Raw genomic sequence first — 26,628 nt, 5'->3', positions numbered from 1 at the left:
GGATCATACCAGAGACTTTCGCCAGCGCAAGTCGGGCCGCCGACCGACCGTCGCCGCGCCCCGTGCTAAGATCGCCGCCTCACGACGCCCCGGGAAGCCCACAGCGTGCCATCACCCAGCATCCTGCGCCTCGCCCTGCCCTCGCCGCTGCGCCGCCTGTTCGACTACCTGCCGCCGCGCGGGGTGGACCCCCGGCGCCTGCAGCCCGGCGTGCGCCTGCGCGTGCCCTTCGGCCGCCGCGAGATCGTCGGCGTGCTGGTGGAACTGGCGGACACCTCGGAAGTGCCCGAGGACAAGCTGCGCCCGGCGCTGGCCGTGCTCGACCGCGAGCCGCCCATGCCGGCGCACCTGCTGGAACTGTGCCGCTGGACCGCGCAGTACTACCAGCACAGCCTGGGCGACACCCTGTCCTGGGCGCTGCCCAACCTGCTGCGCCAGGGCGAGCCGGCCGAGGCGCGGGTGCAGCGCTTCTGGCTCGCCGCCCCCGGCGCGCGCCTCGACGACCCGCGCCTGGCCCGCGCGCCACGCCAGCGCCAGGCCCTGCAGACGCTGCAGCAGCACCCCCACGGCGTGCTCCACGAACTGCTCGGCCAGCTGGACATCAACAAGGACAGCCTCGACCTGCTGGTGGAAAAGGGCCTGGCCACCCAGGAGAGCCGCCGCCACGTGCCGGCGGAGCACCACGGCGGCTGGCTGGCCCAGGCCGAGCTGCCGCTCAACGCCGAGCAGCGCGCCGCCTGCGAAGCGGTGCGCGCCGGCTTCGGCGCCTTCCACAGCTACCTGCTGGCCGGCGTCACCGGCAGTGGCAAGACCGAGGTCTACCTGCAGCTGATCCACCAGGTGCTGGAGGCCGGCAAGCAGGCCCTGGTGCTGATCCCGGAGATCAACCTGGGCCCGCAGACCCTCAGCCGCTTCGAGCGCCGCTTCAACGCGCGCATCGCCCTGCTGCACTCGGCGCTGACCGACCGCGAGCGCCTGGACGCCTGGCTGGCGGCCCGCGACGGCCAGGCGGACATCGTCATCGGTACCCGCTCGGCGCTGTTCACCCCGCTGAAGAACCCGGGGCTGATCATCATCGACGAGGAGCACGACGCCTCCTATAAACAGCAGGAAGGCCTGCGCTACCACGCCCGCGACCTGGCCCTGGTGCGCGCGCGCCTGGAGAAGGTGCCGATCCTGCTCGGCTCGGCCACGCCCTCGCTGGAAAGCCTGCACAACGCCGCCAGCGGCCGCTACGGCCTGTTGCGCCTGACGCAGCGCGCCGGCGGCGCCCAGGCGCCGAAGTTCCAGCGCCTGGACGTGAAGAGCCTGCCGCTGGACGCCGGGCTGTCGATGCCGCTGCAACGGGCCATCGGCGAGACCCTCGGCGCCGGCCAGCAGGTGCTGGTGTACCTGAACCGCCGCGGCTTCGCCCCCACCCTGCTGTGCCACGACTGCGGCTGGATCAGCCAGTGCCCGCGCTGCGACGCGCGCATGACGCTGCACCAGGGCTCCGGCGAGCTGCGCTGCCACCACTGCGACCACCGCGAGCGCCCGCCGCGCCAGTGCCCCAAGTGCAACCAGCTGGACCTGCGCCCGGTCGGCGCCGGCACCGAGCGCGCAGAGGAGCGCCTGCGCATCCTCTTCCCCGACTACCCGGTGCTGCGCATCGACCGCGACAGCACCTCGCGCAAGCACGCCATGCGCGACCTGTTCGCCACCATCAACAAGGGCGAGCCGTGCATCCTGGTGGGCACCCAGATGCTCGCCAAGGGCCACCACTTCCCGCGGGTGACCCTGGTGGCCATCCTCGACGCCGACGGCGGGCTGTTCTCCGCCGACTTCCGCGCCAGCGAGCGCATGGCCCAGCAGATCGTCCAGGTCGCCGGCCGCGCCGGGCGCGCCGAGGAGCCCGGGCGGGTGCTGATCCAGACGCACCTGGCCGACCACCCGCTGCTGGTGCAGCTCACCGAGCAGGGCTACTTCGCCTTCGCCGACCAGGCCCTCGCCGAACGCCGCGCCGCCGGCCTGCCGCCCTTCTGCCACCTGGCCCTGCTGCGCGCCGAGGCGCACAAGCCGGGCCAGGCCGAAGGCTTCCTCGAAGAGGCCTGCGCCGAGGCCGAGCGCCTGCAGGCGCAGCTGGGCAGCGAGGTCGAGCTGCTCGGCCCGGTGCCGGCGCCCATGGAACGCCGAGCCGGCCGCTTCCGCGCCCAGCTGCTGCTGATGAGCAGCGCCCGCGTGCCGCTGCACCGCCTGCTGTCGTGCTGGCTGCCGATCCTCGAGACCATGCCCGGCGGGCGCCAGGTGCGCTGGTCGCTGGACGTCGACCCGATCGATTTATTTTAAAAGCGGCTGCAAGCTGCAAGCTGCAAGCGACAAGCTGCAAAAAGCAAAAGCAGCGACCTGCCTGGGGCAAATCAAGGTTCGCACGGGCTTTTGCTTGTAGCTTTAAGCTTGCAGCTTGCCGCTGCGCCCCCCGGGCGCCGATAATGCGCGGTTCTGAGCCAGATATGCGGTCGCCGCCCCGAGTTGCGCGCGAGCACGGAGAAAAGCCATGAAAGACACCATCCGCCAGCTGATCCAGCACGCCCTCGCCAGCCTCGTCGAGGACGGTACCCTGCCGGCCGGGCTGACCCCGGACATCCAGGTCGAGACCACCAAGGACCGCAGCCACGGCGACTACGCCAGCAACATCGCCATGATGCTGGCCAAGCCCGCCGGCATGAAGCCGCGCGACCTGGCCGCCAAGCTGGTCGCCGCGCTGCCGGCCAACCCGCAGGTGGCCAGGGTGGACATCGCCGGCCCCGGCTTCCTCAACTTCTTCCAGGACCAGGCCTGGCTGGCCGCCAGCCTCGACGCCGCCCTGCGCGACGACCACCTGGGCGTGCGCAAGGCCGGCCCGGCGCAGCGCGTGGCCGTCGACCTGTCCTCGCCGAACCTGGCCAAGGAGATGCACGTCGGCCACCTGCGCTCGACCATCATCGGCGACGCCGTGGCCCGCGTGCTGGAGTTCCTCGGCGACACCGTGATCCGCCAGAACCACGTGGGCGACTGGGGCACCCAGTTCGGCATGCTGCTGGCCTACCTGGAAGAGCAGCCGGTGGACGCCCAGGCCGAGCTGCATGACCTGGAAGTCTTCTACCGCGCCGCCAAGAAGCGCTTCGACGAGTCCGCCGAGTTCGCCGACCGCGCCCGCGAGCTGGTGGTCAGGCTGCAGGCCGGCGACGCCGAGTGCCTGCGCCTGTGGACGCGCTTCAACGAAATCTCCCTGTCACACTGCCAGAAGGTCTACGACCAGCTCGGCGTGAAGCTGACCATGGCCGACGTCAAGGGCGAGAGCGCCTACAACGACGACCTCGCCAACGTGGTCGACGCGCTCAAGGCCAAGGGCCTGCTGACCGAGGACGACGGCGCCCTGTGCGTGTTCCTCGACGAGTTCAGGAACGCCGAGGGCAACCCGCTGCCGGTGATCGTGCAGAAGGCCGGCGGCGGCTACCTGTACGCCACCACCGACCTGGCCGCCATGCGCTACCGCCACAAGGTGCTGCACTGCGACCGCGTGCTCTACTTCGTCGACCAGCGCCAGGCCCTGCACTTCCAGCAGGTGTTCGAGGTGGCCCGCCGCGCCGCCTTCGTCCCGGCCAGCATGGACCTGGAGCACATGGGCTTCGGCACCATGAACGGCGCCGACGGCAAGCCCTTCAAGACCCGCGACGGCGGCACCGTGAAGCTGATCGACCTGCTCGACGAGGCCGAGCAGCGCGCCTACGCCCTGGTCAAGGCCAAGAACCCCGAGCTGGGCGACGACGAGCTGCGCCACATCGCCCATGCCGTGGGCATCGGCGCGGTGAAGTACGCCGACCTGTCGAAGCACCGCACCAGCGACTACAGCTTCAACTTCGAGCAGATGCTCAGCTTCGAGGGCAACACCGCGCCCTACCTGCTCTACGCCTACACCCGCGTGGCCAGCATCTTCCGCAAGCTGGGCAAGGGCTTCGACGAAGTCGGCGGCCAGATCGTCCTGGAAGCCCCGCAGGAACAGGCCCTGGCCGCGCAGTTGGCGCAGTTCGGCGACCTGCTCAACAATGTGGCGCTCAAGGGCGTGCCGCACATCCTCTGCGCCTACCTGTACGAACTGGCCGGGCTGTTCTCCAGCTTCTACGAGCACTGCCCGATCCTCGCCGCACAGACCCCGGAGCAGCAGGAAAGCCGCCTGAAACTGGCCGCACTGACGGGCCGCACCCTCAAGCAGGGCCTGGAGTTGCTGGGCCTGGAAACCCTGGAACGCATGTAACCCTCCATGGCGAAGAAGAAACCCGCTCCCAAGCGCGGCGCCAGCCGCTACCAGGCCCCGGCCAAGAAGACCTCGGTCCCCGGCTGGGTCTGGCTGGTCGCAGGCCTGGCCATCGGCGGCTTCATCATGTTCCTGATGAAGCTGGAACCGGGCCGCAACGAAGTCCGCCGGGAAAAACCCGAGCAGCAGAAGCCGGGCATCGCCCAGGGCGCCAAGCCGGCCACCCCGGCGCAACAGCCCTCGGCGGTGGCGGTGAAGCCCAAGTACGACTTCTACACCCTGCTGCCGGGCTCGGAAGTGGTGGTGCCGCCGGAGGCCGTGCCGGAGAAGCCGCAGACGCCGACGGTGGTCAGCACCCCGGAGGAAGCGGCGAAGATCGACGCCGCCCGCGCCCAGGCCGCGCTCAACGGCCAGGTCCCGCCGCCGCCCGCGGTGGTCAAGCCGGCCACGCCGCCGGCGCAGCCGCCCGCCACCCAGGCCAAGGCCACACCCCCGGCGACGGCCCCGGCGAGCAAGCCGATCGCCCCGCCGGCGGTGGCCGCCACCCAGTTCTTCCTGCAGGCCGGCTCGTTCCGCAAGCAGGCCGACGCCGACCGCGTGCGCGCCCAGGTGATCCTCCTCGGCCAGAGCGCGCGGGTGGAATCCGGTGCGGTGCGCGACGAGACCTGGTACCGGGTGATGGTCGGCCCCTACAGCGACCGCGCCCAGGTCTCGGCGGCGCAGAAGCAGCTGTCGGCCAACGGTTTCAGCAACCTGCTGTTACAGCAGCGCCAGACCCGCTGAAGCCCCGCGCGGGCCCGCCTCCCGGCAGGTTCGCGCGGCACTCGCCGGGCAGAGCCGGAAAGGTACGTCCGTCACCCCGCCTTGAAGGCCGCGTCCTTCATCCCCATATGACTCCGCATTCGGGCACCAATGCCCCGCTGTGTGGAGAACTCCCCCTTGACCACTATCGTTTCTGTCCGCCGCAACGGCAAAGTCGTCATGGGCGGCGACGGCCAGGTTTCCCTTGGCAACACCGTCATGAAAGGCAACGCGAAGAAGGTCCGCCGCCTCTACCACGGCCAGGTGCTGGCCGGTTTCGCCGGCGCCACCGCCGACGCCTTCACCCTCTTCGAGCGCTTCGAGCAGCAGCTTGAAAAACACCAGGGCCACCTGGTCCGCGCCGCCGTCGAGCTGGCCAAGGACTGGCGCACCGACCGCTCCCTGAGCCGCCTGGAGGCCATGCTGGCGGTGGCCAACAAGGACGCCTCGCTGATCATCACCGGCAACGGCGACGTGGTCGAACCCGAGCACGGGCTGATCGCCATGGGCTCCGGCGGCGGCTTCGCCCAGGCCGCGGCCATGGCCCTGCTGCAGAAGACCGACGAGAGCATGGGCGCCCGCGAGATCGCCGAGACCGCGCTGAACATCGCCGGCTCCATCTGCGTGTTCACCAACCAGAACCTCACCATCGAGGAGCTCGACAGCGCCGTCTGAGGCCCTGTCGCTCCGGAGTAGCCGAACAAATGTCCATGACTCCCCGCGAGATCGTCCACGAACTCAACCGCCACATCATCGGCCAGGACGACGCCAAGCGCGCCGTGGCCATCGCCCTGCGCAACCGCTGGCGGCGCATGCAGCTGCCGGCCGAGCTGCGCGCCGAGGTGACGCCGAAGAACATCCTGATGATCGGCCCCACCGGCGTCGGCAAGACCGAGATCGCCCGGCGCCTGGCCAAGCTGGCCAACGCCCCCTTCATCAAGGTGGAAGCGACCAAGTTCACCGAGGTGGGCTACGTCGGCCGCGACGTCGAGTCGATCATCCGCGACCTGGCCGATGCCGCGATCAAGATGCTCCGCGAGCAGGAAGTGCAGAAGGTCAAGTACCGCGCCGAGGACGCCGCCGAGGAACGCATCCTCGACGCCCTGCTGCCGCCGGCGCGCACCGCGGGCTTCGGCGACGAGCCGGCGCGCGAGGACTCCAACACCCGCCAGCTGTTCCGCAAGCGCCTGCGCGAGGGCCAGCTGGACGACAAGGAAATCGACATCGAGGTAGCCGACGTCCCGGCCGGCGTGGAGATCATGGCGCCGCCCGGCATGGAGGAGATGACCAACCAGTTGCAGAACCTGTTCTCCAACATGGGCAAGGGCAAGCGCAAGACGCGCAAGCTGAAGGTCGCCGAGGCCATGAAGCTGATCCGCGACGAGGAAGCCCAGCGCCTGGTCAACGAGGAAGACCTCAAGGCCCGCGCCCTGGAGGCGGTGGAGCAGAACGGCATCGTCTTCATCGACGAGATCGACAAGATCGCCAAGCGCGGCAACGTCGGCGGCGCCGACGTTTCCCGCGAGGGCGTGCAGCGCGACCTGCTGCCGCTGATCGAGGGCTGCACCGTCAACACCAAGCTGGGCATGGTCAAGACCGACCACATCCTGTTCATCGCCTCGGGCGCCTTCCACCTGTCCAAGCCCAGCGACCTGGTGCCGGAGCTGCAGGGCCGCCTGCCGATCCGCGTCGAGCTCAAGGCCCTGACCCCGGACGACTTCAAGCGCATCCTGCGCGAGCCGCACGCCTCGCTCACCGAGCAGTACACCGCGCTGCTGAAAACCGAGGGCCTGGACATCGCCTTCGCCGACGACGGCATCCAGCGCCTGGCGGAAATCGCCTGGCAGGTCAACGAGAAGACCGAGAACATCGGCGCCCGCCGCCTGCACACCCTGCTGGAACGCCTGCTGGAGGAAGTCTCCTTCGACGCGGCCGACCTGGCCAGCGAGCACAGCGACAAGCCGATCGTGATCGACGCCGCCTACGTCAACGGCCACCTGGGCGAACTGGCGCAGGACGAGGACCTGTCGCGGTATATTCTCTAAGAGCGGCGGCAAGCTGCAGGCTACAAGCTGCAAGCAAGAGCGACGAGCCGGTGGCCTCACCGTCGCTGCTGGCAATAGCGACGGGCTGATCCCCCTGTAGGAGCGAGCTTGCTCGCGAACCAGACCTGGCACCGTGCCAACCCGGTTCGCGAGCAAGCTCGCTCCTACGAAGAGCCTCGCCACGCTCTTAGCCTGTAGCCTGTAGCCTGTAGCCTGTAGCCTGTAGCCTGTAGCCTGTAGCCTGTAGCCTGTAGCCTGTAGCCGGAGTTTCCCATGCACATCCCCACCGCCATCCAGCTGCACAAGGCCTCGCGCACGCTCACCCTGAAATACGGCGAGCAGTCCTATGACCTCTCCGCCGAATTCCTGCGCGTGCACTCGCCCTCGGCCGAGGTGCAGGGCCACGGCAACCCGATCCTCCAGGTCGGCAAGCTGAACGTCGCCCTGGTCGGCCTGGAGCCGGCCGGGCAGTATGCGCTCAAGCTGACCTTCGACGACGGCCACGACAGCGGCCTGTACAGCTGGGACTACCTCTACCAGCTGTGCACCCGCAAGGACCAGCTGTGGGCCGAGTACCTCGCCGAGCTGGCCGCCGCCGGCAAGTCCCGCGACCCCGACGAGTCGGTGGTCAAGCTGATGCTCTGAACCCACCTTTGCGCCGGTTTACCGGCCGCCGCCGCGCCAGCATCCTCCTGCCCCCGATCAGGGCACGTCATTTGCAACATTCGCCCTGCACACTGGAAACCGCGTGTTTCCTGTGTCCGGGCTGCGGACGAGCGAGCGCTCTAGGGCGCGTTTTCTAATCTTTCGCGACATACTCCGGCGCAGGGAACCACGCTGCACCAGCTTGCGCGGCGGGGGAATCTCGGGTAACCAAGTCAGTGCAACGCCGTTGCAGACGCGGGCCCAGGACCCCAGCGATGCCGCCAAGTGTTGACATGCGTGGAGCCCGCTCCACGTTCCGCTAACCCGAGCAGTACTTGGCCCGTCACCTAGGTGCAGCCCCGCCAGTATTCGTCTCAGGACAATGGAGCGTCGCCGATGACCGAAAAGAAGAACAACGATCTGTCCCAGCAAGCCGCGGAAAACACCCTGAACCTCAACCCGGTGATAGGCATTCGCGGCAAGGATTTGTTGTCCACTGCCCGCATGGTGCTGCTGCAGGCCCTCAGGCAGCCCTTCCACAGCGTCAAGCACGTCGGCCATTTCGGCCTGGAGCTGAAGAATGTCCTGCTCGGTACCTCGGACCTGCGCCCGGCCGACGACGACCGCCGCTTCAACGACCCAGCCTGGAGCCAGAACCCGCTGTACCGCCGCTACCTGCAGACCTACCTGGCCTGGCGCAAGGAGCTGCACCAGTGGATCGGCAACAGCGACCTGTCGCCCCAGGACATCAACCGCGGCCAGTTCGTCATCAACCTCATGACCGAAGCCATGGCGCCGACCAACACCCTGAGCAACCCGGCCGCGGTCAAGCGCTTCTTCGAGACCGGCGGCAAGAGCCTGCTCGACGGCCTCAGCCACCTGGCCAAGGACCTGGTGAACAACGGCGGCATGCCCAGCCAGGTCAACATGGACGCCTTCGAGGTCGGCAAGAACCTGGCCACCACCGAAGGCGCGGTGGTGTTCCGCAACGACGTGCTGGAGCTGATCCAGTACCGCCCGATCACCGAGAGCGTGCACGAGCGCCCGCTGCTGGTGGTGCCGCCGCAGATCAACAAGTTCTACGTCTTCGACCTGTCGCCGGAGAAGAGCCTGGCGCGCTTCTGCCTGCGCAACCAGGTGCAGACCTTCATCGTCAGCTGGCGCAACCCCACCAAGGCCCAGCGCGAATGGGGCCTGACCACCTACATCGAGGCGCTCAAGGAAGCCATCGACGTGGTCCTGGCCATCACCGGCAGCAAGGACCTGAACATGCTCGGCGCCTGCTCCGGCGGCATCACCACCGTCACCCTGCTCGGCCACTACGCGGCCCTGGGCGAGGAGAAGGTGCACGCCTTCACCCAGATGGTCAGCGTGCTCGACTTCGAGCTGGACACCACCGTCGCCCTGTTCGCCGACGAGAAGACCCTCGAGGCCGCCAAGCGCCGCTCCTACCAGTCCGGCGTGCTGGAAGGCAAGGACATGGCCAAGGTGTTCGCCTGGATGCGCCCCAACGACCTGATCTGGAACTACTGGGTCAACAACTACCTGCTGGGCAACGAGCCGCCGGCCTTCGACATCCTGTTCTGGAACAACGACACCACGCGCCTGCCGGCCGCGCTGCACGGCGAACTGGTGGAGATGTTCAAGACCAACCCGCTGGCCCGCCCCGGCGCGCTGGAGGTGGGCGGCACGCCCATCGACCTCAAGCAGGTCACCTGCGACTTCTACTGCCTGGCCGGGCTCAACGACCACATCACCCCCTGGGAAGCCTGCTACCGCTCGGCGCGCCTGCTCGGCGGCAAGTGCGAGTTCATCCTCTCCAACAGCGGGCACATCCAGAGCATCCTCAACCCGCCGGGCAACCCCAAGGCACGCTTCATGACCGGCCCGGACCTCTCCGTCGATCCCAAGACCTGGCAGGAGAACTCCAGCAAGCACGCCGACTCCTGGTGGCTGCACTGGCAACAGTGGCTGGCCGAGCGCGCGGGCAAGCTGAAAAAGGCGCCGACCGCCCTGGGCAACAAGGCCCACCCGGCTGGCGAAGCATCCCCCGGCACCTACGTACACGAACGATGAAGACAGAAAACCTACCCGAAGCCACGCCGGAACGGCAGGTGCCAGCGCAACCCGAGCCGGCGCCGCCGGCCACGCGCCCGCGCAAGGCACGCGCCGCAGCCCCGGAAGCCGAAGCGCAGCAGCCGGCCGAGGCCCGCGCGCGCGTGCTCGCGCCGCAGCCCTTCGTGTTCCGCACCATCGACCTGGACGGGCAGACCATCCGCACCGCCGTGCGGCCGGGCAAGGGGCACATGACGCCGCTGCTGATCTTCAACGGCATCGGCGCCAACCTGGAGCTGGTGTTCCCCTTCGTCGCCGCGCTGGACCCGGACCTGGAGGTGATCGCCTTCGACGTGCCCGGTGTCGGCGGCTCGTCCACGCCGAGCACGCCCTACCGCTTCCCCGGCCTGGCCAAGCTGGCGGCGCGCATGCTCGACTACCTGGACTACGGCCAGGTCACCGCCATCGGCGTGTCCTGGGGCGGCGCCCTGGCCCAGCAGTTCGCCCACGACTACCCCGAGCGCTGCAAGAAGCTGATCCTGGCGGCCACCGCCGCCGGGGCGGTGATGGTCCCGGGCAAGCCCAAGGTGCTCTGGCGCATGGCCAGCCCGCGGCGCTACATCCAGCCGTCCTACGGTGCGCACATCGCCCCGGACATCTACGGCGGCGCCTTCCGCCGCGACCCGAAGCTGGCCATGGCCTTCGCCGCCAAGGTGCGTTCCTCGGGCAAGCTGGGCTACTACTGGCAGCTGTTCGCCGGCCTGGGCTGGACCAGCATCCACTGGCTGCACCACATCCGCCAGCCGACCCTGGTGCTGGCCGGCGACGACGACCCGATCATCCCGCTGGTGAACATGCGCCTGCTGGCCTGGCGCATTCCCAACGCGGAGCTGCACGTGATCGACGACGGCCACCTGTTCCTGGTGACCCGCGCCGAGACGGTGGCGCCGATCATCATGAAGTTCCTCGCCGAGGAACGGCAGCGCGCGGTCATGCACCCGCGGCCGTTCGCCCCCAAGGCCGGCTGACCCCCGGCCTGGATCATCGCCTCGTAACAGTGCACGTTCATCGTCGATGGCCGGCAGGCGCGCCGATTCGTGCCTATGCTTCAGCTCCTGCGCGCGTCAGGAACGCGCCTGCGCCGATTCTGGTACGGGCCTTGCTGCGCCCGACTCACGACGGTTCTTTTCCCAGGGAGCGCTGCACATGCGAGAGAACTCCAGCACCGGCAGGCTGCCGGCCCCCGCCGACTTCATGAACGCCCAGAGCGCCATGGTCGGCCTGCGCGGCAAGGACATGCTGTCCACCCTGCGCCAACTGGCCTTCCAGGGCGTGCGCCGGCCGCTGCACAGCGCCCGCCACCTGGCGGCCTTCGGCAAGCAGATGGGCCACGTGCTGCTGGGCGACTCGCCGCTGCAGCCCAACCCCCAGGACGCCCGCTTCCAGGACCCGTCCTGGCGCCTCAACCCCTTCTACCGGCGCACCCTGCAGGCCTACCTGGCCTGGCAGCAGCAGTTGCTGGCGTGGATCGACGAAAGCGACCTGGACGGCGACGACCGCGCCCGCGCGCGCTTCCTGCTGTCGCTGTTCGCCGACGCCATGGCGCCGACCAACAGCCTGATCAACCCGCAGGCGGTCAAGGAGCTGTTCAACACCGGCGGGCAGAGCCTGCTCAAGGGCGGCCGCCACCTGCTCGACGACCTGCTGCACAACGGCGGCATGCCCAGCCAGGTCAACAAGCACGCCTTCGAGGTCGGCCGCAACCTGGCCACCACGCCGGGCGCCGTGGTGTTCCGCAGCGAGGTGCTCGAACTCATCCAGTACAAGCCCCTGGGCGAGCACCTGCACGCCAAGCCGCTGCTGATCGTCCCGCCGCAGATCAACAAGTACTACATCTTCGACCTGAGCCCGGAGAAGAGCTTCGTCCAGTACGCCCTGAAGAACAACCTGCAGCTGTTCATGGTCAGCTGGCGCAACCCCGACGCGCGCCATCGCGAATGGGGCCTGTCGACCTACGTGAAGGCCCTCGACGAAGCCATCGAGGTGGCCCGCTCGATCAGCGGCAGCCGCAGCGTCAACCTGATGGGCGCCTGCTCCGGCGGCCTGACCATCGCCGCGCTGCAGGGCCACCTGCAGGCCCGCCGGCAGCTGCGCAAGATCGCCAGCGCCACCTACCTGGTGAGCCTGCTGGACAGCCAGGTGGAAACCCCGGCGGCGCTGTTCGCCGACGAGCAGACGCTGGAAAGCACCAAGCGCCGCTCCTACCAGCACGGCGTGCTGGAGGGCAAGGACATGGCCAAGGTGTTCGCCTGGATGCGCCCCAACGACCTGGTGTGGAACTACTGGGTCAACAACTACCTGCTGGGCAAGCTGCCGCCGGCCTTCGACATCCTCTACTGGAACAACGACAACACCCGCCTGCCGGCCGCCCTGCACGGCGACTTCCTCGACTTCTTCAAGCACAACCCGCTGGCCCGCCCGGGCGCCATGGAGGTGTGCGGCACCTCCATCGACCTGAAGAAGGTGGCGGTGGACAACTTCCACGTCGCCGGCATCACCGACCACATCACCCCCTGGGACGCGGTCTACCGCTCGGCCCTGCTGCTGGGCGGCGACAGCCGCTTCGTGCTGTCCAACAGCGGGCACATCCAGAGCATCCTCAACCCGCCGGGCAACCCCAAGGCCTGCTACTTCGAGAACGGCAAGCTCAGCTCCGACCCGCGCGCCTGGTACTACGACACCCAGCGCCAGGAAGGCAGCTGGTGGCCGCTGTGGCTGGCGTGGATCCAGGCGCGCTCGGGCGAACGCCGGCCGGTGAGCTTCGAACTGGGCAATGCCGAGCACCCGCCGATGGAAGCGGCGCCGGGGACCTACGTGCACGAGCGGTGAGCGGCGCTCGCCCTGCGCGCTCCTACAGGTGGGACAGCGGTGGCGTGGCAGGAGCAACTGTCTTGCGCCCCACGCCGATATGCTCTTCGTAGGATGGGTTGAGCCTTGGCGAAACCCATGCGGCCATGGCGATGGGTACCGCTTCGCTCAACCCCTCCTACGCCGCCCCCTTGCAACCCGTAGGGCGCATAACGCCTACGGCGTTATCCGCCGCCGCCGTCGGGCACCGGCGTTCCGGCCGGCGGCGGATAACCGCGAACGGTTATTCGCCCTACGGTCGAGCATGGTCGTAGAAGGACTTTGTCCGCGATTCCCCGATGAACCCCTGCCAGGAACGCGCGCCCTCACGCTTTCGAGGGACTGGCCGGCGGCTCCCGCCACGGTTATCGTCGAACCTCCCGAAGCCGGAAGCAGCACACGGATGAAAACCCGCGACCGCATCCTCGAATGCGCCCTGCTGTTGTTCAACGAACAGGGCGAACCCAACGTCTCCACCCTGGAGATCGCCACCGAGCTGGGCATCAGCCCCGGCAACCTGTACTACCACTTCCACGGCAAGGAGCCGCTGGTGCTGGCCCTGTTCGCCCGCTTCGAGGAGGAACTGCAGCCGCTGCTCGACCCACCCGCCGACGCGCGCCTGGGGGCCGAGGACTACTGGCTGTTCCTGCACCTGATCGTCGAGCGGCTGGCGCACTACCGCTTCCTCTTCCAGGACCTGTCCAACCTGGCCGGGCGCCTGCCCAAGCTGGCCCGCGGCATGCGCGGCTGGCTCAACGCGCTCAAGCGCACCCTGGCCGCCCTGCTCGCCCGGCTCAAGGCCGACGGCGAGCTGACCAGCGACACCGACGCCCTCGGCCAACTGGTGGAGCAGATCACCCTGACCCTGCTGTTCTCCCTGGACTACCAGCGCATCCTCGGCCGCGAAGGCGAGATACGCCTGGTGGTCTACCAGGTGATGATGCTGGTGGCGCCGCACCTGCGCGGCGATTCGCGGCTCGCCGCCGAGCGCCTGGCGCAGCGCTACCTGAACGCCTGAAACGAAGACGCCCGGCACGAGGCCGGGCGTCGGGTACCACGGGTAACGCGTCAGGCCTGGGTCGGCGGCGTGGCCGGAGCCGCTACCGGAGCAGCCGGAGCTGCCGCAGCCGGCGCCGGAGTGGCCGCCGGGGCCGGAGCCGCGGCCGGCGTGGCCGGTGCTGCCGGCTTGGCCACCTTCGGCGCGGCGGGCTTCTTCGCCGCCGGCTTCTTCACCGCGGCAGGCTTGGTAGCGGGTTTCGCTGCTGCCGGTTTCGCCGCAGGCTTGGCCGCAGCCGGTTTGGCGGCCGGCTTCGCAGCCGGTTTCGCCGCGGCCTTCGCAGCAGCAGGCTTGGCGGCAGGCTTCGCCGCTGCCTTGGCCGCAGCCGGTTTGGCCGCCGGCTTCGCAGCCGGTTTCGCAGCAGCCTTGGCAGCAGGCTTGGCCGCCGCGGTCTTGGCGGCCGGCTTGGCTGCGGGCTTCGCTGCAGCCTTGGCCGCAGGTTTCGCAGCGGCCTTGGCGGCGGGCTTGGCCACCGACTTGACGCTGACGCCGGTGAGTTTCTCGATCTGCCTGGTCAGGGTCTCGACCTTCGCATGCAGGTCCTTCACCTCGTTGCGGCTCGGCACGCCCAGGCGCGAGATGGCGCTGTTCAGGCGCTTGTCGAACGCCTCTTCCAGCTCACCCCACTTGCCCAGGGCGCGGTCCTTCACTTCGTCGACCTTGGAACGCGCCGAACGGGCGGTGGACTTCACCGCGCCGACGGATTTATCGACTTCGGTCCGGGCCTGCTTCTCGGCCTTTTCGCCATCCTTGACCAGTGTCTCGAACAGCTTGCTGCCGTCCTTGCTGACCTTCGAGTAGGCCCCCAGACCAGCCAACCAGATTTGCCGCGAGTATTTCTCGATCTCGCCGACCCAACTGGACTCTTTTTTATCGGTAGTTTTCTTGCCAGCCATCCCGCTCTCCTCAATGAGTTTTCGCGACACGCTCGAGCACCGCGCTCAGCTCGTCAAGCTTAGCAGAGAGCGCCTCGACATCCTGCCGCGACGGAATGCCCATGCGGTTCAGCGCGGAAGCCACGCGGCTGTCGAAAGCCTTCTCGACCTTGTCCAGCTGCACCTCGAACTTGTCCTTCACCAGCGACACGCTGCTCTTGACGCTGTCGTTGGCCGACTCGACCTGCTCGGTCACCAACTGGCGGCCCTTGGTTTCCAGGCCTTCGCCTTCCTTCACCAGCGACTTGAAGTACCCGGTGCCTTCGGCGCCGACGCGCGCATAGGCGCCCAGGCCGGCCAGCCAGATCTGGCGGGCGTAGTGCTTGACGTCGGTGATCAGGGACGACTCGCTGACGGCTTTCTCGACTTTCTTCTTGCTGGCGACCTTGGCCATGATGGTTTCCTCACACTGTTCTCGGGGGTCCGTAGAGGCCCGCAGCGTTGCGAGCTTGAGTGCAAGGTATCGGGGAAAATTAGAAAACACATACCAGCCGGCGCGGAGCGCCGGGAGCTGCAAGCCTCAAGCGATAAGCCGCAAGCGAAAAACCGGCTTGCAGCTTGAAGCTTGTGGCTTGCCACCCGCGCGCTGGACAAGGCGCTCGGCCTCAGGCCAGCGCCTTGTCCAGCGCGCGTTCGATCTCGCCCTTGAGCATCCCGCCCATGGCCGACAGCAGCAGGCCCAGCTTGACCTCCACCGCCACGCGGTCGTCGCCCACCTCGATGCGTCCGTCCACGCCGCTGCGCCTGAAGGTCAGCGTGTCGCCCTGCCACTCGTAGCTGACGCCGTGCTCGCGGGCCAGCTTCTCGGCCAGCTTCTGGGCTTTCTCGCGGGCGGCTTCGCGGCCGAGGGAATGGGGGCGTTCGACGTGGATGCGGGACATGGGCGACTCCGGTATGACAGACCGGAGGATGATACGCCGCACGACGTTTCGCCGCACCCCGCGCCACGGGGCGGCGTTTTCCCCACATCCTGTTAGAATGGCCGCCACTGACTTCCAGGGTAGAAACGCCATGAGCGAGCCGCGCAAACCCGCCGGGGACCAGGGCCCCGCCGACCCCACCACGCACTTCGGCTACAAGACCGTGCGCGAGAGCGAGAAGGCCGAGAAGGTCGCCGAGGTGTTCCACTCGGTCGCCGCCAAGTACGACCTGATGAACGACCTGATGTCCGGCGGCATCCACCGGCTGTGGAAACGCTTCACCATCGAGCTGTCCGGCGTGCGCAGCGGCAACCGCGTGCTCGACATCGCCGGCGGCACGGGCGACCTGACCCGCCAGTTCTCGCGCCTGGTCGGCCCCACCGGCGAGGTGGTGCTGGCGGACATCAACGCCTCCATGCTCAAGGTCGGCCGCGACAAGCTGCTGGACAGCGGCGTGGCCGGCAACGTCAGGTTCGTCCAGGCCGACGCCGAGAAGCTGCCCTTCCCGGACAACCACTTCGACTGCGTGAGCATCGCCTTCGGCCTGCGCAACGTCACCCACAAGGACGCCGCCATCCGCTCCATGCTGCGGGTGCTCAAGCCGGGCGGGCGCCTGCTGGTGCTGGAGTTCTCCAAGCCCACCAGCAGCCTGCTGTCCAAGGCCTACGACGCCTACTCCTTCACCCTGCTGCCGCTGATGGGCAAGCTGGTCACCAACGACGCCGACAGCTACCGCTACCTGGCCGAGTCGATCCGCATGCACCCGGACCAGGAAACCCTGAAGTCGATGATGGTCGAGGCCGGCTTCGACCGCGTCACCTACCACAACATGACCGGCGGCGTGGTCGCCCTGCACCGCGGCATCAAGCCCTGAGATGGCGCTCCTGACCCAGGCGCTGCTGGCCAGCGCCGAAGCCGGCGTGAACCGCGTGCTGCGCCTGGACGGCGTGGCCCTGCAGCGCCTCGCCCGGCTGGCCGGGCGGGTCCTGGAAGTGGACTGCCAGGCCCCCGTGCTGCGCCTGTTCATCCTGCCCGACGCCGACGGCCTGCACCTGGCCGCGCACCACGAGGCCGCGGTGGACTGCACCCTGCGCGCCCCGGCCGGGCGCCTGCTGCAACTGGCCCTGGCCGCCGACAAGACCAGCGTGCTGCACAGCCCGGAAGTGGAGATGGGCGGCGACAGCGCCCTGCTGCTGGAGCTGGCCGACATCCTGCAAAGCCTGGAGCTGGACTGGGAATACGAAGTGCAGCGCTGGCTCGGCCCGCTGCCCGCGCAACTGCTCGGCAGCCGCCTGCGCGGCGGCGCGCGCTGGGCCGGCGACAGCCTGGAAAGCCTGCGCCTGAGCCTGGCCGACTACCTCGCCGAGGAAAGCCGCACCCTGGTCGGGCGCAACGAGGCCGAAGCCCGCTCCGCCGAACTCGACCAGCTGAAGATCGCCCTCGACCGCCTCGACGCGCGCCTGGCGCGCCTGTCCAAGAAGCCGAAACCCGACGCATGAAGCTGCTCGCCTTCCGCCGCCTGCTGCGCATCCAGAGCGTGGTGATCCGCTACCGCCTCGACGACCTCATCCTCGAACTGCCGATGCTGCCCTGGTACCTGCGCCTGCTCGGCGGCCTGCTGCCCTGGCGCTGGCTGCCGCGGCGCAAGCTGGAGCTGTCCCGCGGCGAGCGCATCCGCCTGGCCCTGGAGGGCCTGGGGCCGATCTTCATCAAGTTCGGGCAGATCCTTTCCACCCGCCGCGACCTGCTGCCCGACGACATCGCCAACGAGCTGGCGCGCCTGCAGGACAAGGTCCCGCCGTTCCCGCCGGAAGCCTCGGTGGCGCTGATCGAGGAACAGCTGGGGGCCAGGGTCGAGCAGGTCTTCGCCCGCTTCGAGCGCGAGCCGCTGGCCTCGGCCTCGGTGGCCCAGGTGCACGCCGCGCAGCTCAAGAGCGGCGAGGAAGTGGTGGTCAAGGTGATCCGCCCGGGCCTCAAGCCGGTGATCCGCGCCGACATCGCCTGGCTGTTCATCCTCGCCCGCCTGGCCGAGCGCATGTCCAGCGACGCCCGCCGCCTGCACCCGGTGGAGGTGGTCAGCGACTACGAGAAGACCATCTACGACGAACTCGACCTGCTGCGCGAGGCCTCCAACTCCAGCCAGCTGCGGCGCAACTTCGACGGCTCGCCGCTGCTCTACGTGCCCCAGGTGTACTGGGACTGGTGCCGGCCCAAGGTGCTGGTGATGGAGCGCATCTACGGCATCCCGGTCACCGACCTGGACACCCTGCGCGACCAGCGCACCGACTTCAAGGCCCTGGCCGAGCGCGGCGTGGAAATCTTCTTCACCCAGGTCTTCCGCGACAGCTTCTTCCACGCCGACATGCACCCGGGCAACATCTTCGTCAGCACCCGCACGCCCTGGAGCCCGCAGTACATCGCGGTGGACTGCGGCATCGTCGGCAGCCTCACCGACGAGGACCAGGACTACCTGGCGCGCAACCTGATCGCCTTCTTCAAGCGCGACTACCGCAAGGTCGCCCAGCTGCACATCGACTCCGGCTGGGTGCCGGCGGAAACCCGCGTCAACGACTTCGAGGCGGCCATCCGCACGGTGTGCGAACCGATCTTCGAGAAGCCGCTCAAGGACATCTCCTTCGGCCAGGTGCTGCTGCGCCTGTTCCAGACCGCGCGGCGCTTCAACATGGAAGTGCAGCCGCAGCTGGTGCTGCTGCAGAAGACCCTGCTGAACATCGAGGGCCTGGGCCGCCAGCTCTACCCCGAGCTGGACCTGTGGAGCACCGCCCAGCCCTACCTGGAGCGCTGGATGCGCGAGCGCATGAGCCCCGCCCAGCTGCTGCGCAACGCCCAGCAGCACGTCGAGCAGCTGCCGCACCTGGCGCAGATGACCCGCGAGGCGCTCGAACAGCTGTCGCAGAATCAACAGCGCCAGGAGCCGACGGCGAACCGCGAACAGCCCCTGGCCGGCGCCTGGGTGCCGCGGCTTATCGGCGCAGTGCTGGTGGCCGGCGCCACCCAGATGGGCCTGGCCACCCACAGTATCGAGGCCTGGCCGGCCTGGGCCATGCTGGCCGGTGGTCTGTATCTGATCCTGCGCCGATAGCCAGTCGTCGCCACTGCTGGCACACTTGGGAATCACCGAAACTGCCGCGGGGCGCGAGAACGCCCGCTGTACGGAAGCGAAGATGAAAGACTGGCTGGACGAAATTCACTGGAACGCCGACGGCCTGGTGCCGGCGATCGCCCAGGACCACGAGACGGGCCGCGTGCTGATGATGGCCTGGATGAACCGCGAATCCCTGGCCCTGACCGCCGCCGAGGGCCGCGCCATCTACTGGTCGCGCTCGCGCGGCAAGCTCTGGCGCAAGGGCGAGGAATCCGGCCACGTGCAGAAGCTGCACGAGCTGCGCCTGGACTGCGACGCCGACGTCGTCATCCTGATGGTCGAGCAGGTCGGCGGCATCGCCTGCCACACCGGCCGCGAAAGCTGCTTCTACCGGGTCTACCAGGACGGCGGCTGGAAGGTCGTCGACGCGGTGCTCAAGGACCCGCACGCCATCTACGACAAGCCGGGGCACAGCCATGAGTGACAACACCCTCGCGCGCCTGGCCGAGGTGCTGGAGGGGCGCAAGAATGCAGCCCCCGAAAGCTCCTACGTGGCCAGCCTGTACCACAAGGGACTGAACAAGATCCTGGAAAAGGTCGGCGAGGAATCGGTGGAAACCATCCTCGCCGCCAAGGACGCCGCGCAGAGCGGCGACTGCACGGACCTGATCTACGAAACCGCCGACCTCTGGTTCCATTCCCTGGTCATGCTCGCCGCCCTCGGCCAGCATCCCCAGGCGGTGCTGGACGAGCTGGAGCGCCGTTTCGGCCTCTCCGGCCACGACGAGAAAGCTGCGCGCCAGCCGTCGGCCTGAACCTGATTACTTCGAGGAGAACAAGATGGGCATCTTTGACTGGAAACACTGGGTCGTCATCCTGATCGTGGTGGTGCTGGTATTCGGCACCAAGCGCCTGAAGACCCTGGGCTCGGACGTCGGCGAGGCGGTCAAGGGCTTCCGCAAGGCGATGAACACCGAAGAGGAAGACAAGCCCCAGCAGCCGCCGGCCAACCCGCCGCTGAACCAGCCGCACACCATCGACGCCCAGGCGCAGAAGGTCGAAGAGCCGCAGCGCAAGGACTGATGGGATAGAACGCCATGTTCGGAATCAGCTTCAGCGAACTGCTGCTGGTGGGCCTGGTCGCCCTGCTGGTGCTCGGCCCCGAGCGCCTGCCCGGCGCCGCGCGCACCGCGGGCCTGTGGATAGGCCGGCTGAAACGCAGCTTCAACGCGATCAAGCAGGAAGTGGAGCGTGAACTGGGCGCCGACGAGATCCGCCGGCAGCTGCACAACGAGCACATCCTGCAGATGGAGCGTGAAGCGCAGAAGCTGATGGCGCCGCTCACCGGCCAGCCGCCGCCGGCCGAAACCGCTGCGCAGGCCGAGCCGCCGGCGCCGCCGACCATCGCGCCGAACAGCCGCCTGGCCAACATGCCCGGCGTCGGCATCCCGGCCGCGCCCGAGGCGCCCGCCGCCGGTGCCGCGCCAGCCGCTCCCGAGGCCCCGGCCGCGCCTGCCGCCGCCCAGACGCCTCCTCCGTCCGAGACGCCGCGTACCCCATGAGCGACGAAAAACCCGAACAGCCCGAAAACGACCAGGAAATGCCTCTGGTCTCGCACCTGACCGAGCTGCGCACGCGCCTGCTGCGCTGCGTGGTGGCGATCTTCGTGATCTTCATCGGCCTGCTGTACTTCTCGCAGAAGATCTACGCCCTGGCCTCCGCGCCGCTGCGCCGCTTCCTCCCGGAAGGCGCGACCATGATCGCCATCGACCCGGCCTCGGCGTTCCTCGCGCCGCTGAAGCTGACCATGATCGTCGCCGTGCTGCTGGCCATGCCGGTGATCCTGGCGCAGATCTGGGGCTTCATCGCCCCCGGCCTGTACAAGCACGAGAAGCGCGTGGCCCTGCCGCTGCTGGCCTCCAGCGTGGTGCTGTTCTACACCGGCATGGCCTTCGCCTACTTCCTGGTGTTCCCGTTGATGTTCCACTTCTTCCTCGGCCAGGCCCCGGAAGGGGTGACGCCGATGACCGACATCAACAGCTACCTGGACTTCCTCACCCTGCTGTTCGCCTTCGGCGTGGCCTTCGAGATCCCCGTGGCCACGGTGCTGCTGGTGTGGATAGGGGTGGTCGACGTGGCCTACCTGAAGAAGATCCGCCCCTACGTCATCATCGGCTGCTTCGTGGTCGGCATGATCCTCACCCCGCCGGACCCGATGTCGCAGACCCTGCTCGCCGTGCCCATGTGGATGCTGTTCGAGGCCGGGGTGCTGTTCAGCCGGCTGATCCGCAAGCGCAACCGCGACGAGGATGCGCAGCCCGAAGAGAAAGGCGACCAGCCGCCGGCAACGCGCCCGTGAACCTGCTGCTGCTGGACGACGCCGACTTCGTCGCGGCGGACCGCGTGTTGCTGCGCGACCGCCGCCTCACCCACCTGCATGAAGTGCACCGCGCCGAGAGCGGCGACAGCCTGCGCGTCGGCCGCCTGGGCGGGCTGATGGGCGAAGGGCGCCTGCTGAACCTTTCGCGCGACGAGGCCGAGCTGCAGGTGAGCTTCACCCAGGCGCCGCCGGCCAAGCTGCCGCTGACCCTGCTGCTGGCCCTGCCGCGGCCGAAGATGCTCCGCCGCGTGCTGCAGACCGTGGCCGCCATGGGCGTGCCGCGCCTGGTGCTGCTGAACAGCTACCGGGTGGAGAAGAGCTTCTGGCAGACGCCCTTCCTGGAGCCGGCGGCCATCCGCGAACAGCTCGTCCTCGGCCTGGAGCAGGCCCGCGACACCGTGCTGCCCGAGGTGATCATCGAGAAGCGCTTCAAACCCTTCGTCGAGGACCGCCTGCCGGCCCTGGCCGCCGGCAGCCTGGGCCTGGTCGGCCACCCCGGGCCCTGGCCGGCCTGCCCGCGGGCGGTCGAGCAGGCCGTGACCCTGGCCATCGGCCCCGAGGGCGGCTGGATTCCCTACGAGGTCGAGAAACTGCGCGAAGCCGGCCTGGCCCCGGTGCAACTCGGCGAGCGCATCCTGCGCGTGGAAACCGCGGTCACCGCCCTGCTGGCCCGGCTGTTCTGACCTGAGGGCCCGCGACAGCCCCCAACGGGGATCGTCGGCCAGAAATTTACTAAAGAAATTTCAGATTCGTGTCGCCTCGCCGATATGACAGGCATTGGTCAATCGGCGGCCGCCCCCGCGGCAGCCGCAGCCCCATCGTCCCCTGGAGCGCCGCGTTCATGTCCCGCTGGTTCAGCAATCTCACGGTCAACTGGAAACTCGCCATCGGCTTCGGCCTGGTGCTGCTGCTCACCCTGCTCATCGCGCTGGCCGGGGCGCTCAACCTGAACAGCCTGATATCCCGGGGCGACAAGATCGGCGAGATCTCCAAGCTGCTCGCCATGACCAAGGACCTGCGCACCACCCGCCTGAAATACCAGTCCAGCCGCACCGCGGAAGACGCCAAGCTGGTGGAACAGAGCATCAACGAGCTGGACCAGCAGCAACAGCGCGTCGGCCAGTTGCTCACCGTGCCCGCCGACCTGGAGAAGGTCGAACGGCAACGCCAGCTCACCAGCCAGTACCGCACCCTGTTCAAGGGCCTGCAGAAGTCCTTCGACAGCCGCGACAGCGCGCGCAAGACGCTGATCCGCAAGGCCTCGGTGGTCACCCAGGGGCTGGAGCTGGTGGAGCAGCACCTGGTGGAGACCGGCAGCGTCGAGTCCCTCAAGGCTCTCGCCGACGTCTCCGAGCTGGGCCGCCAGCTGATGGACGCCCGCTTCCAGGTGCTCAGCTACACCGCCAACGAGGACCCCAGCCTCGAACAGGGCGCGATCAGCGCCCTGGAGCAGGTCACCGCCACCGTGGAACAGCGCGCCCAGGCCGCAGTGCCGGAGCAGCAGGCCAACTACCAGGCCGTGGCGAACGCCCTGCGCGACTACCGCAAGGCGCTGGACCGCTACCGCAACGAAGTCAACAACAGCCAGCAGGCGCGCAACCAGATGCGCGACGGCGGCCTGCTGATCGAGAAACTCAGCGTCGAGCTGAGCGACGGCCAGACCGCCAAGCGCAACGAGGACGCCGGCCACGCCAAGCAGCTGCTGGCCCTGGCCTCGCTGCTGGTCCTGGTGCTGGGCGTGCTGGCGGCCTGGCTGATCACCCGGCAGATCGTCCTGCCGCTGCGCCAGGCGCTGGCCGCCGCCGCGCGCATCGCCGACGGCGACCTCAGCCAGGAACTGCGCGTCGAACGCCGCGACGAGCTGGGCCAGCTGCAGGCCAGCATGCAGCGCATGAGCCAGTCGCTGCGCGAGCTGATCGGCCGCATCCACGACGGCGTCACCCAGATCGCCAGCGCCGCCGAACAGCTCTCGGCGGTCACCGAGCAGACCAGCGCCGGGGTGAACAACCAGAAGAGCGAAACCGACCAGGTGGCCACGGCGATGACCGAGATGGCCACCACCGTGCTGGAAGTGGCGCGCAACGCCGAGGAAGCCTCGGAAGCCGCCAGCGCCGCGGACCGCGAGGCCGGCGCCGGCGCCCAGGCGGTCAGCGAGGCGGTCGGGCAGATGGACCGCCTGGCCGGCGAGGTCGGCCGTTCCAACGAGGCGGTGCAGCAGCTCAAGCGCGAGAGCGAGAAGATCGGCAGCGTGCTCGACGTGATCAAGGCGGTGGCCGAACAGACCAACCTGCTGGCGCTCAACGCCGCCATCGAGGCGGCCCGCGCCGGCGATGCCGGCCGCGGCTTCGCCGTGGTGGCCGACGAGGTGCGCGCCCTGGCCCGGCGCACCCAGCAGTCCACCGAGGAGATCGAGGAACTGATCGCCGGCCTGCACAGCGGCACCCAGCAGGCCGTGCAGCGCATGGAAAGCAGCCGCGCGCTCACCGACAACACCCTGGACCTGGCGCGCCGCGCCGGCGAGCGGCTGGAGGCGATCACCCGCACCGTCTCCGGCATCCAGTCGATGAACCAGCAGATCGCCGCCGCCGCCGAGCAACAGAGCGCGGTGGCCGAGGAGATCAACCGCAGCGTGCTCAGCGTGCGCGACATCTCCGAGCAGACCGCCGCCGCCAGCGAGGAAACCGCCGCCTCCAGCGTCGAGCTGGCGCGCCTGGGCAACGAACTGCAGGGCCTGGTCGGACGCTTCCGCCTCTGAGTCCTCCCCCTCCGGCCCGCCTTCCTGGCGGGCCCTTGCCGATATACGAAAAATTACACATCCGGCGCTGAAGTTTCAGGCAACGTCGCCGATAAGCTCTGACGCACACAGATGCGTCCCGAAAAAGTCCCTCGCCTGCACCACAAGAAGAACAGCGAAACAGCCTGCATTTCCGGCTTCGGGCCCGTCCCGCGGCCCTGTCTGCCTGGAGTATTCGACATGTACGATTGGCTGGTCCTTCAGCTCGGCCGCATGAACGTCAGCCTCAAGCTCACCGTGGGCTTCGGCATCTGCCTGCTGCTGACCCTGCTGGTGCTGCTCGGTGGCATCGAGGGCCTGAACGAACAGGGCGCCCACAGCGAACGCCTGACCCACATCGGCCAGCTCGACGGTGGCGCCCGCCAGGCGGAACTGGCGCGACTGCGCTACCAGCTGGACGGCAGCGCGGAACAGGCCCAGCGCCTGCGCACGGTGCTGGGCGAGCTGCAGGCCGGCAGCGAGCGCCTGGCCCGCGACGGCTTCGCCGGGCCCCGCCTCGACGACCTGCGCCAGGCCCTCGCCGCCTATGCCCAGGCCGCTGACGACCTGCTGCGCGCCGACCCGCAGCAGCGCGGGCAGGCCAACCCCGGCCTCGACAGCCGTGCCGAAGCCCTGTTCCGCGCCAGCGGCGCCCTGTTCGAGGAAGGCCTGCAGCAGCGCGACGCCGCGGCCAGCCAGGCGCAATGGCGCCAGGCGCTGACCGCCCTGTTCGCGCTGTTCTTCGGCGCCCTCTCGGTGTGGGCGATCAACCGCCAGATCGTCCGCCCGCTGCACGAATCCCTCGAACTGGCCGAGCACATCGCCCAGGGCGACCTGTCCCGCGACCTGGTCGGCGACCTGCACCTGCAGCGCCGCGACGAGCTGGGCCAGCTGCAGCGCACCATGCTGCGCATGCGCGACAGCCTGGGCGAGCTGATCGGCCACATCGGCGGCAGCGTCGGCCAGTTGGCCACTGCTGCCGACCAGTTGTCGGCGGTCACCGAGCAGACCCGCGCCGGCGTCGACAGCCAGCGCCTGGAAACCGAGCAGGTGGCCAGCGCCATCGAGGAAATGGCCGCCACCGTGCAGGAGGTCGCGCGCAACGCCGAGCAGGCCTCCGGCGCCGCCCGCCAGGCCGATGCCCAGGCCCGCGACGGCGAGCAGGTGGTCGGCCAGGCCATCGCCCGCATCGACCAGCTGGCCGCCGAGGTGGAGCGTTCCACCCAGGCCATGGCGCGCCTGCGCGGCGACAGCGGGAAGATCGGCAGCGTGCTCGACGTGATCAAGTCGGTGGCCGAGCAGACCAACCTGCTGGCCCTCAACGCCGCCATCGAGGCGGCCCGCGCCGGCGAGGCCGGGCGTGGCTTCGCCGTGGTCGCCGACGAGGTGCGCGCCCTGGCCCAGCGCACCCAGCAGTCCACCGCCGAGATCGAGGCGCTGATCGCCGCCCTGCAGCGCGGCGCCGAGGACGCCGCGCAGTGCATGGACGACAGCCGCCAGCTCACCGGCGACTCCGTCGAGCTGACGCGCCGCGCCGGCGACGCGCTGTCGGCCATCGCCCGCAGCGTGGCGCAGATCCAGGACATGAACCTGCAGATCGCCTCCGCCGCCGAACAGCAGAGCAGCGTCGCCGCCGAGATCAGCCGCAGCGTCGGCCAGGTCCGCGACATCGCCGAGCAGTCGGCCGCCGCCAGCCAGCAGACCGCCACCTCCAGCAACGAGCTGGCGCGCCTGGGCGGCGACCTGCAGGGCCAGGTCGGGCGCTTCCGCCTGTAACAGGATTGCAGCGGACAAGCAGGCGGCGCATGGGATAGGCTGGGGGCTCTCGCCCAACCGGAGAGTGACCATGCGCCCGCTGACCATCGACCTCGACGAACTCGCCGTCGCCCTCGACACCAGCGACATCGAGCACTACCTGGACCTGGGCAGCGGCCAGGTGGTGCCGCTGCTGACCGACTCTCCCGATCCGGATCTGCTGCTCCTGCTGGAGCAGGACCCGGAGCGCCTGCTGCCGATCGAGCCGCTGAGCAGCCGCGAATCCCTGGAACTGATGCGCGACTTCCTCCGCGAGGTCGGCGAACCCCACGCCTACGCCGCCATGGCCTCGGCCCTGGAAGGGCGCAAGCCGTTCAAGGCCTTCCGCCACGTGCTCATGGGCTACCCGGACCTGCTCCAGGCCTGGTACGACTACCAGGCCGAGCGCCTGCGCGAATGCGCCCTGGACTGGCTCGCCGACCACGACATCCGCCCGGCGGGCCAAGGCGCCGCGTTGTAGGGCGCATAACGCCTACGGCGCTATCCGCCGTCTGGCCGCGATCCCCGGCGGCTCCGGGGTTGACCTTGGCATTGGCTGTGGCGCCGGTGTATCGGCGGATAACCGCGAACGGTTATTCGCCCTACGTCGCGGATGGGTCCGGCGTAGGGCGCATAACGCCTACGGCGTTATCCGCCGTCCGGCCGTGATCCCCGGCGGCTCCGGCGTTGACCTTGGCATAGGCTGTGGCCCCGGTGTATCGGCGGATAACCGCGAACGGTTATTCGCCCTATGTCGCGGATGGGTCCGGCGTAGGGCGCATAACGCCTACGGCGTTATCCGCCGTCTGGCCGTGATCCCCGGCGGCTCCGGGGTTGACCTGGGCATTGGCTGTGGCGCCGGTGTATCGGCGGATAACCGCGAACGGTTATTCGCCCTACGTCGCGGATGGGTCCGGCGTAGGGCGCATAACGCCTA

25 protein-coding genes and 1 pseudogene are annotated in these 26,628 nt (G+C 68.9%); 23 read left to right on the top strand and 3 right to left on the bottom strand.

What is annotated here, in order from left to right; translation table 11 throughout:
• The first annotated feature begins 105 nt into the window (after positions 1-105).
• From CHC02_RS18405 to CHC02_RS18360, 10 genes are all read left to right on the top strand, one after another.
• A complete protein-coding gene (locus CHC02_RS18405) occupies positions 106-2,325 on the top strand; it encodes a primosomal protein N' (protein ID WP_089392895.1) in 2,220 nt (739 codons plus the stop codon).
• Between the two features lie 208 nt (positions 2,326-2,533).
• Positions 2,534-4,273, top strand: coding sequence for an arginine--tRNA ligase (argS, locus tag CHC02_RS18400; RefSeq protein WP_089392894.1), 1,740 nt, complete (start codon positions 2,534-2,536; stop codon positions 4,271-4,273).
• A 6-nt stretch (positions 4,274-4,279) separates the two neighbouring features.
• Positions 4,280-5,056, top strand: a complete 777-nt coding sequence (locus CHC02_RS18395; protein WP_089392893.1) for an SPOR domain-containing protein — start codon at positions 4,280-4,282, stop codon at positions 5,054-5,056.
• Between the two features lie 156 nt (positions 5,057-5,212).
• A complete protein-coding gene (hslV, locus tag CHC02_RS18390; RefSeq protein WP_089392892.1) occupies positions 5,213-5,749 on the top strand; it encodes an ATP-dependent protease subunit HslV in 537 nt (178 codons plus the stop codon).
• A gap of 29 nt (positions 5,750-5,778) precedes the next feature.
• Positions 5,779-7,119: an ATP-dependent protease ATPase subunit HslU gene (gene hslU, locus CHC02_RS18385; RefSeq protein ID WP_089392891.1), complete on the top strand. Its 1,341-nt coding sequence runs from the start codon at positions 5,779-5,781 to the stop codon at positions 7,117-7,119.
• A gap of 273 nt (positions 7,120-7,392) precedes the next feature.
• Positions 7,393-7,764 (top strand): gamma-butyrobetaine hydroxylase family protein, encoded by a 372-nt coding sequence (locus CHC02_RS18380; RefSeq protein ID WP_089392890.1) that lies wholly within the window; start codon positions 7,393-7,395, stop codon positions 7,762-7,764.
• Positions 7,765-8,160: 396 nt separating this feature from the next.
• A complete protein-coding gene (phaC, locus tag CHC02_RS18375; RefSeq protein WP_089392889.1) occupies positions 8,161-9,840 on the top strand; it encodes a class II poly(R)-hydroxyalkanoic acid synthase in 1,680 nt (559 codons plus the stop codon).
• The gene (gene phaZ, locus CHC02_RS18370) at positions 9,837-10,847 is read left to right on the top strand and encodes a poly(3-hydroxyalkanoate) depolymerase (RefSeq protein ID WP_244160930.1); all 1,011 of its coding nucleotides are present in this window, start codon (positions 9,837-9,839) and stop codon (positions 10,845-10,847) included. Before phaC (CHC02_RS18375) ends, phaZ begins: the two co-directional genes overlap by 4 nt.
• 178 nt (positions 10,848-11,025) lie before the next feature.
• Complete coding sequence (gene phaC, locus CHC02_RS18365; RefSeq protein ID WP_089392888.1) at positions 11,026-12,708, top strand: class II poly(R)-hydroxyalkanoic acid synthase; 1,683 nt, start codon at positions 11,026-11,028, stop codon at positions 12,706-12,708.
• Positions 12,709-13,129: 421 nt separating this feature from the next.
• Positions 13,130-13,744, top strand: a complete 615-nt coding sequence (locus tag CHC02_RS18360) for a TetR/AcrR family transcriptional regulator (RefSeq protein ID WP_089392887.1) — start codon at positions 13,130-13,132, stop codon at positions 13,742-13,744.
• A gap of 50 nt (positions 13,745-13,794) precedes the next feature.
• Here the strand turns inward: CHC02_RS18360 and CHC02_RS18355 are convergent, their stop codons facing one another.
• The 3 genes from CHC02_RS18355 to CHC02_RS18345 form a co-directional block, all read right to left on the bottom strand.
• Positions 13,795-14,679 carry a phasin family protein gene (locus CHC02_RS18355; RefSeq protein ID WP_089392886.1) on the bottom strand — a complete coding sequence of 295 codons (885 nt, stop codon included), beginning with the start codon at positions 14,677-14,679 and terminating at the stop codon, positions 13,795-13,797.
• Positions 14,680-14,689: 10 nt separating this feature from the next.
• A complete protein-coding gene (locus CHC02_RS18350; protein ID WP_089392885.1) occupies positions 14,690-15,112 on the bottom strand; it encodes a phasin family protein in 423 nt (140 codons plus the stop codon).
• Between the two features lie 211 nt (positions 15,113-15,323).
• Complete coding sequence (locus CHC02_RS18345; RefSeq protein WP_089392884.1) at positions 15,324-15,599, bottom strand: polyhydroxyalkanoic acid system family protein; 276 nt, start codon at positions 15,597-15,599, stop codon at positions 15,324-15,326.
• A 130-nt stretch (positions 15,600-15,729) separates the two neighbouring features.
• On the opposite strand from CHC02_RS18345, the gene ubiE reads away from it, so the two are divergent.
• The 13 genes and pseudogenes from ubiE (at position 15,730) to CHC02_RS18285 (ending at position 26,172) form a co-directional block, all read left to right on the top strand.
• On the top strand, positions 15,730-16,512 hold the full coding sequence (gene ubiE / locus CHC02_RS18340) for a bifunctional demethylmenaquinone methyltransferase/2-methoxy-6-polyprenyl-1,4-benzoquinol methylase UbiE (RefSeq protein WP_089392883.1): 783 nt from the start codon (positions 15,730-15,732) through the stop codon (positions 16,510-16,512).
• A 1-nt stretch (position 16,513) separates the two neighbouring features.
• The gene (locus CHC02_RS18335; RefSeq protein ID WP_089392882.1) at positions 16,514-17,137 is read left to right on the top strand and encodes a ubiquinone biosynthesis accessory factor UbiJ; all 624 of its coding nucleotides are present in this window, start codon (positions 16,514-16,516) and stop codon (positions 17,135-17,137) included.
• Positions 17,134-18,741, top strand: coding sequence for a ubiquinone biosynthesis regulatory protein kinase UbiB (ubiB, locus tag CHC02_RS18330; protein ID WP_089392881.1), 1,608 nt, complete (start codon positions 17,134-17,136; stop codon positions 18,739-18,741). Before CHC02_RS18335 ends, ubiB begins: the two co-directional genes overlap by 4 nt.
• Positions 18,742-18,823: 82 nt before the next feature.
• Positions 18,824-19,228 (top strand): phosphoribosyl-AMP cyclohydrolase, encoded by a 405-nt coding sequence (gene hisI, locus CHC02_RS18325; protein ID WP_089392880.1) that lies wholly within the window; start codon positions 18,824-18,826, stop codon positions 19,226-19,228.
• Positions 19,221-19,559 (top strand): phosphoribosyl-ATP diphosphatase, encoded by a 339-nt coding sequence (locus CHC02_RS18320; RefSeq protein WP_009615404.1) that lies wholly within the window; start codon positions 19,221-19,223, stop codon positions 19,557-19,559. The genes hisI and CHC02_RS18320 overlap by 8 nt, the downstream gene beginning before the upstream one ends.
• 25 nt (positions 19,560-19,584) lie before the next feature.
• Positions 19,585-19,827 carry a twin-arginine translocase TatA/TatE family subunit gene (locus tag CHC02_RS18315; protein ID WP_089392879.1) on the top strand — a complete coding sequence of 81 codons (243 nt, stop codon included), beginning with the start codon at positions 19,585-19,587 and terminating at the stop codon, positions 19,825-19,827.
• Positions 19,828-19,841: 14 nt separating this feature from the next.
• A complete protein-coding gene (gene tatB / locus CHC02_RS18310; protein ID WP_089392878.1) occupies positions 19,842-20,306 on the top strand; it encodes a Sec-independent protein translocase protein TatB in 465 nt (154 codons plus the stop codon).
• Positions 20,303-21,103: a twin-arginine translocase subunit TatC gene (tatC, locus tag CHC02_RS18305; protein WP_089392877.1), complete on the top strand. Its 801-nt coding sequence runs from the start codon at positions 20,303-20,305 to the stop codon at positions 21,101-21,103. The genes tatB and tatC overlap by 4 nt, the downstream gene beginning before the upstream one ends.
• Complete coding sequence (locus CHC02_RS18300) at positions 21,100-21,807, top strand: 16S rRNA (uracil(1498)-N(3))-methyltransferase (protein WP_089392876.1); 708 nt, start codon at positions 21,100-21,102, stop codon at positions 21,805-21,807. The genes tatC and CHC02_RS18300 overlap by 4 nt, the downstream gene beginning before the upstream one ends.
• Positions 21,808-21,965: 158 nt before the next feature.
• Positions 21,966-23,024: pseudogene (locus CHC02_RS30975) on the top strand (methyl-accepting chemotaxis protein); the annotation flags it as partial.
• On the top strand, positions 23,007-23,879 hold the full coding sequence (locus CHC02_RS30970) for a methyl-accepting chemotaxis protein (protein ID WP_371921128.1): 873 nt from the start codon (positions 23,007-23,009) through the stop codon (positions 23,877-23,879). The pseudogene CHC02_RS30975 and the gene CHC02_RS30970, both read left to right, overlap by 18 nt.
• Before the next feature lie 219 nt (positions 23,880-24,098).
• Positions 24,099-25,673, top strand: coding sequence for a methyl-accepting chemotaxis protein (locus CHC02_RS18290; RefSeq protein WP_089392874.1), 1,575 nt, complete (start codon positions 24,099-24,101; stop codon positions 25,671-25,673).
• Between the two features lie 70 nt (positions 25,674-25,743).
• Positions 25,744-26,172, top strand: a complete 429-nt coding sequence (locus CHC02_RS18285) for a UPF0158 family protein (RefSeq protein WP_089392873.1) — start codon at positions 25,744-25,746, stop codon at positions 26,170-26,172.
• Positions 26,173-26,628: the final 456 nt, after the last annotated feature.

The sequence above is a fragment of the Pseudomonas delhiensis genome (assembly GCF_900187975.1).
GTDB lineage: Bacteria > Pseudomonadota > Gammaproteobacteria > Pseudomonadales > Pseudomonadaceae > Pseudomonas > Pseudomonas delhiensis.
The sequence above is the reverse complement of the archived record's forward strand: the minus strand, read 5'-3'. Positions and strand labels throughout refer to the sequence as shown.

Excerpts from the sequence above, each read along its gene's own strand:
- CHC02_RS18290 (WP_089392874.1), top strand. The coding sequence starts at position 24,099 with ATGTACGATTGGCTGGTCCTTCAGCTCGGCCGCATGAACGTCAGCCTC.
- CHC02_RS18315 (WP_089392879.1), top strand. The coding sequence starts at position 19,585 with ATGGGCATCTTTGACTGGAAACACTGGGTCGTCATCCTGATCGTGGTG.
- CHC02_RS18395 (WP_089392893.1), top strand. The coding sequence starts at position 4,280 with ATGGCGAAGAAGAAACCCGCTCCCAAGCGCGGCGCCAGCCGCTACCAG.
- argS (WP_089392894.1), top strand. The coding sequence starts at position 2,534 with ATGAAAGACACCATCCGCCAGCTGATCCAGCACGCCCTCGCCAGCCTC.
- ubiB (WP_089392881.1), top strand. The coding sequence starts at position 17,134 with ATGAAGCTGCTCGCCTTCCGCCGCCTGCTGCGCATCCAGAGCGTGGTG.
- ubiE (WP_089392883.1), top strand. The coding sequence starts at position 15,730 with ATGAGCGAGCCGCGCAAACCCGCCGGGGACCAGGGCCCCGCCGACCCC.
- hslU (WP_089392891.1), top strand. The coding sequence starts at position 5,779 with ATGTCCATGACTCCCCGCGAGATCGTCCACGAACTCAACCGCCACATC.
- CHC02_RS18355 (WP_089392886.1), bottom strand. The coding sequence starts at position 14,679 with ATGGCTGGCAAGAAAACTACCGATAAAAAAGAGTCCAGTTGGGTCGGC.
- CHC02_RS18350 (WP_089392885.1), bottom strand. The coding sequence starts at position 15,112 with ATGGCCAAGGTCGCCAGCAAGAAGAAAGTCGAGAAAGCCGTCAGCGAG.
- phaC (WP_089392889.1), top strand. The coding sequence starts at position 8,161 with ATGACCGAAAAGAAGAACAACGATCTGTCCCAGCAAGCCGCGGAAAAC.
- CHC02_RS18380 (WP_089392890.1), top strand. The coding sequence starts at position 7,393 with ATGCACATCCCCACCGCCATCCAGCTGCACAAGGCCTCGCGCACGCTC.
- hisI (WP_089392880.1), top strand. The coding sequence starts at position 18,824 with ATGAAAGACTGGCTGGACGAAATTCACTGGAACGCCGACGGCCTGGTG.
- phaC (WP_089392888.1), top strand. The coding sequence starts at position 11,026 with ATGCGAGAGAACTCCAGCACCGGCAGGCTGCCGGCCCCCGCCGACTTC.
- CHC02_RS18285 (WP_089392873.1), top strand. The coding sequence starts at position 25,744 with ATGCGCCCGCTGACCATCGACCTCGACGAACTCGCCGTCGCCCTCGAC.
- tatC (WP_089392877.1), top strand. The coding sequence starts at position 20,303 with ATGAGCGACGAAAAACCCGAACAGCCCGAAAACGACCAGGAAATGCCT.
- tatB (WP_089392878.1), top strand. The coding sequence starts at position 19,842 with ATGTTCGGAATCAGCTTCAGCGAACTGCTGCTGGTGGGCCTGGTCGCC.
- CHC02_RS18360 (WP_089392887.1), top strand. The coding sequence starts at position 13,130 with ATGAAAACCCGCGACCGCATCCTCGAATGCGCCCTGCTGTTGTTCAAC.
- CHC02_RS30970 (WP_371921128.1), top strand. The coding sequence starts at position 23,007 with ATGCAGCGCATGAGCCAGTCGCTGCGCGAGCTGATCGGCCGCATCCAC.
- CHC02_RS18345 (WP_089392884.1), bottom strand. The coding sequence starts at position 15,599 with ATGTCCCGCATCCACGTCGAACGCCCCCATTCCCTCGGCCGCGAAGCC.
- CHC02_RS18335 (WP_089392882.1), top strand. The coding sequence starts at position 16,514 with ATGGCGCTCCTGACCCAGGCGCTGCTGGCCAGCGCCGAAGCCGGCGTG.
- CHC02_RS18320 (WP_009615404.1), top strand. The coding sequence starts at position 19,221 with ATGAGTGACAACACCCTCGCGCGCCTGGCCGAGGTGCTGGAGGGGCGC.
- phaZ (WP_244160930.1), top strand. The coding sequence starts at position 9,837 with ATGAAGACAGAAAACCTACCCGAAGCCACGCCGGAACGGCAGGTGCCA.